The sequence below is a fragment of the Desulfolutivibrio sp. genome (genome assembly GCF_036584575.1).
Classification (GTDB): Bacteria; Desulfobacterota; Desulfovibrionia; order Desulfovibrionales; family Desulfovibrionaceae; genus Desulfolutivibrio.
Window position 1 is genome coordinate 1 of record NZ_JAZHDB010000112.1, and the last position, 3988, is coordinate 3988.

General features: G+C 64.9%; 6 protein-coding genes. 1 reads left to right on the plus strand and 5 read right to left on the minus strand.

Annotated elements, in window-relative coordinates:
* Nucleotides 1-82: 82 nt before the first annotated feature.
* The 4 genes from V3572_RS08685 to V3572_RS08700 are packed head-to-tail and all read right to left on the minus strand — an operon-like array spanning nt 83 to nt 2215.
* A complete protein-coding gene (locus V3572_RS08685; RefSeq protein WP_332110594.1) occupies nt 83-298 on the minus strand; it encodes a type II toxin-antitoxin system HicA family toxin in 216 nt (71 codons plus the stop codon).
* A complete protein-coding gene (locus V3572_RS08690) occupies nt 295-501 on the minus strand; it encodes a type II toxin-antitoxin system HicB family antitoxin (RefSeq protein ID WP_332110595.1) in 207 nt (68 codons plus the stop codon). Before V3572_RS08690 ends, V3572_RS08685 begins: the two co-directional genes overlap by 4 nt.
* Before the next feature lie 21 nt (nt 502-522).
* Nucleotides 523-1089, minus strand: coding sequence for an adenylyl-sulfate kinase (locus V3572_RS08695; RefSeq protein WP_332110596.1), 567 nt, complete (start codon nt 1087-1089; stop codon nt 523-525).
* Nucleotides 1090-1093: 4 nt separating this feature from the next.
* Nucleotides 1094-2215: a phosphotransferase family protein gene (locus tag V3572_RS08700; protein WP_332110597.1), complete on the minus strand. Its 1122-nt coding sequence runs from the start codon at nt 2213-2215 to the stop codon at nt 1094-1096.
* Nucleotides 2216-2409: 194 nt separating this feature from the next.
* Between V3572_RS08700 and V3572_RS08705 the strand changes: the two genes are divergently transcribed.
* Nucleotides 2410-3540 carry an acyltransferase family protein gene (locus V3572_RS08705; RefSeq protein ID WP_332110598.1) on the plus strand — a complete coding sequence of 377 codons (1131 nt, stop codon included), beginning with the start codon at nt 2410-2412 and terminating at the stop codon, nt 3538-3540.
* 85 nt (nt 3541-3625) lie between these two features.
* Here the strand turns inward: V3572_RS08705 and V3572_RS08710 are convergent.
* Nucleotides 3626-3988: ABC transporter substrate-binding protein (locus V3572_RS08710; protein ID WP_332110599.1), on the minus strand; the 363-nt coding region annotated here is incomplete at its 5' end.

Genomic DNA, 3988 nt, shown 5'->3' on the forward strand with positions numbered 1-3988 from the left:
TGCTGGTCATGGGCGTGGATGATGGGCAGGGCCGGGTGGCGCTTCTTGCGCCCGATGGCGACGTGCCGCCGGGGTCGCGGGTCTATTGAAGGTCGTTTGGAGTCAGACCGGTCTTTTTGGCGATCCGGGCCACCATGCGGGGGCCGAGTTCTTCGGCGTCATGGAAGGCAAAGACGACATCCGGCCAGCCGTCGCGTTGCAGCGTCCGGTGCGAACCGCTACGCCGCTTTTCGTTCCAGCCAAGCCGTAACAGCGCGGCGAGCAGTCTGGCGGATTTGATAGACGGCCACTGGCTCATGCGGCGGCGAAGGAAATGGTGTCGGTATTGGGAACATGTTCACCATGTTCCAACTGTTCGGCAATGACCCGCAAGGCCAGGGCCTTGACCCTGGCGATGGCCTCGGTCTGCGTCGGCCCATAGGCCATGACGCCGGGAAGCTCCGTGATCTCCGCCAGCCACCGGCCATCCGTCTCCAGTTCGTATTCCATGGTCAATTGCATGGCTGCCTCCGTGCCTCGAGCTTATAGCCACCCATCCAGAAACCGCAACACCTCGTCCCGGGCCTGATTGACGGAAAGCGTGGCCGCGTCCACCACGCATTCGGCGGCCGGGTCGGCCTCGAAGGGCACGTCCACCCCGACGACCTCCCCCAGTCCCGGAACCTCCTCGCCCGTAGCCTTGCGGGCCAGGGCCTTGGCGTACAGCCCGGCCATGACCAACCCCTCGGGCCGGGACGCCTCCCGGGCCATGGCCACCGAAACCGGACAGGACACGAACACCTCGGCAAACCGGGGGATCAGAGCCCTGGCCCGGTCGCGCCACCGCTTGCGGTTGCCCGTGGCGTCCATGATCACCACCCGGCCCTCGCGCACCAGCCCGGCCGCATCCCCGGCAAACATCAGGTAGGCCGACTCGCGTTCGTCTTCGGTATAGGCCGGGACGGGAAAATAGACCTTGCGCCGGGCATCCATGGACAAAAGCGTCACCGGCCTCCCGGCCGCTTCCAGGGCCTTGGCCACGGCCCTGGCCACGCTGCTTTTGCCCGAGCCCGGAAGTCCCGTGAACCAGATGCCGGCGCCGGTGGTCATACGCTTATTCCATATATTTGTTGATGTTTTGGCAGTCGAAACGATCATCCTCGAGCACGTTTTCCAAAAATCGCAGAAGCCCCTGGCGCACGGGCAGGGGATGGTTGGGATACCACTGGGGCGAGGCGATCACCAGCCCCCGGAACACGAAAAAGGGGGCTATGACCGACAACATCTCGTCGTCGCCGCTGGCGCGCAAATAGGTCTCGAAAAAGGCCATGTACATCTTCTCGAAATCGCCGGTCAGACGCGGCTTTTCATAGAGGCCGAACAGCAGGTAGTTGATGGCCAGCGTGGCCACGTCGTCGGCCGCGTCGCCCCATTCCCCCCGGCTGCGGTCCAACACGGAAAAATCGCGGGCCTCGCTCTCGCCCTCGCCGGTGACCAGGATGTTCCACGGGTGGAAATCGCCATGCACCTCGGTCAGCCGGTGCGCGTAGCCGCGCAGCTTCCAGCGCCAGTCGATGATGCGCTTTTCCAGGGCCGCAAAGCGTTCGGGCAAAAAGTGCTCGTAGGGGTGCGGATAGGCGTCCACCAGCCCGAAGATGCATTCCGAGGCCCCGATAAGGTTGCGGATGCGGCGCAGGTAGAGATCCGGGTCGTCCTTTTTGCGGGCATGCACCCCGGCCAGGAACCGGGCGAAGCGCCGGGCCATGTCCAGGTCGCCCGGCCGGAAGCCCCCTTTTCGGATGCGCTCCAGGTCCAGATAATAATCATAGCCCGGGGCCTTCTCGCTGACGATGAAAAACTCCTTGGGCCGGGTGACCGGCGTCATGGCGTCCTTTTCGTCGAAATAGCCAAGCCCTAGGGAACGTACATGTTTCTCCATGCGACCCGAGGCCTCATGTTGGAACATGAGGATGGCCGCCCGGTCCCAGTAGAACTGGTGCCCGTACTTGTCGCCGCGCATGATGGACAGGACCGCGCTTTTGCGGACCCCCCCCACGGTGAATTCGATGCATACGGGTTTGCCGTAGCCGAACTCCTTCATGCCCTGTTCGCCCGGCGCGGCGATGTCGCACAGGCCGATCAGGCTGGCGTCGTCGCCGAAGGCCCGGCGCAGATAGTCCTCGACGTTGTCCGCCCGGATGACGATGGGCGTTTTTTCCTCGGTTCCGGTGCGCATGGCCGTCTCCTTTGGGAGCAGGATAACCCCCAAGGCCGGGGCCGGGCAAGTGCGCAGCACAGCGCTCCGCAACGGTCCCAGGCGCGCGGCGGCATGCCGGGGAAACGTGTCCGAGACACAATCTGCATGACTTTTGTATGAAATGCTGCTAGGGCGAGGCTCCTAAAACGTATTGCCCCGGGAAAGTTCACTTTATGAAAAAACGCATCCCGCAGATCGAGTTCCTGCGCGTTGTGGCCATGGTGGGGGTCTTTTTCTTCCACCTGTGGTCCGTGATCCCCGAGGCCGGGACAGAAAATCCCCTGGGGCCGCTTTTCGGGGACATCCTGGCCCAGGGCTACCTCGGGGTGGTCATCTTCAACACCATCACCGGCTTTGTCCTGACGCTGCCCCTGGCGGCCCGGGGCGGGGTGCTCGACCTGCCCTACGCGGCGTTTTTCCGCCGTCGCTTCGGACGCATCTGCCCGCAGTATTACATGGCCCTGGCCCTGTGGAGCGCCGTGGCCCTTTTCACCGCCACGGCGGCCGGGCCGTCGCTTGGGCGCTGCTTTTTCGAACATGTCGCGTTCGTCCACACCCTGGACCCGGCCTGCTTCTACGGCATTGTCCCGGCCCTGTGGTGGATGGGGCTGGTGGCCCAGTTCTACCTGTTTTATCCGCTTGTGCTGCGGCTTTTTGTCCGAATTGGCCCCGGCTGGGCGCTTGGCGGCATCGTGATCGGCTGCTTCGGGCTGTGGGGTCTTCTGGAGGCCCTTTCCGGATGGTTCCCGGACGGCCCGTTCGGGCTTTTGGCCTACATGATCTATTTCAACCTCCCGGCCCGGCTCCCGGAATTCGCCACGGGCATGTTCCTGGCCTTTCGGTGGACGGCGCGCCAGGCCGCAGAGCAGGCCGGAGCCGATCCGGACGACCCGGGGGCATCGGGTTTTTCGCGCCCGGCATCCCTGGCCCTGGCCGGGGTGACGATCCTGGCCGTGGCCCTGACCGTGACCGTCAAGGACGGACTGCCTGCCCCCGCGGCCCACTTCCTGGTGTGTCTGTGCACGCTGTCCATAAGCGGGATGCTATTCGCCCTTCCCCTCATCGCCCGCCTGGGGGAGAGCCGGGCGGTGGCCCGCCTGGCGGCGGCCTCCTACAGTTTCTACCTGATCCACCAGCCCCTTTTGGGGTATGCGGCTGAAATGCTCCATGGGCGCATGTCGCCCCTGGCGGCCTTTGGGGTGTCGGCCGTGGTGGTGGGGGGGCTGGCCCTGGCCGGGGCGCAGCTCATGGACCGGGCCGCCGCAGCCTTTATTTCCCGGGGTGCGGCCCAAAAAGCGGCATGAAAAAGGCGGCGGACCCGGGCGCCGTGCCGGATGCCGCCGCCTGACGCGCCAGGGGCCGCGCGAGGCAGCCCCTTTTTTTCGAAAGTTATTCGATGACCTTTCCGGCCTTTTTCAGGACGGATTCGGGCAGGGTCAGGCCCATGTCGGCGGCGGCTTTCTTGTTCACCACCACCTCCAGTTCCTGCAACTCCTCCACGGGCATGGCGGCGGGTTTTTCCCCGTCCGCCAGGATGCGTTTGGCCATGACCGCCGTCTGCCTCCCCATACGTCCATAGTCCACGGCCAGGGCGGCCACGGTTCCCCGGGACACGGAATCGTTGTCCGAGCTGAAAAGCGGCAGCCGGTTCTCCGTGCAGACCTTGATGGCCGACTCCAGGGCCGAGACCACGGTGTTGTCCAGGGGGATGTACACCGCGTCGCATTTGCCCACGAGGCTTTTGGCGGCCTG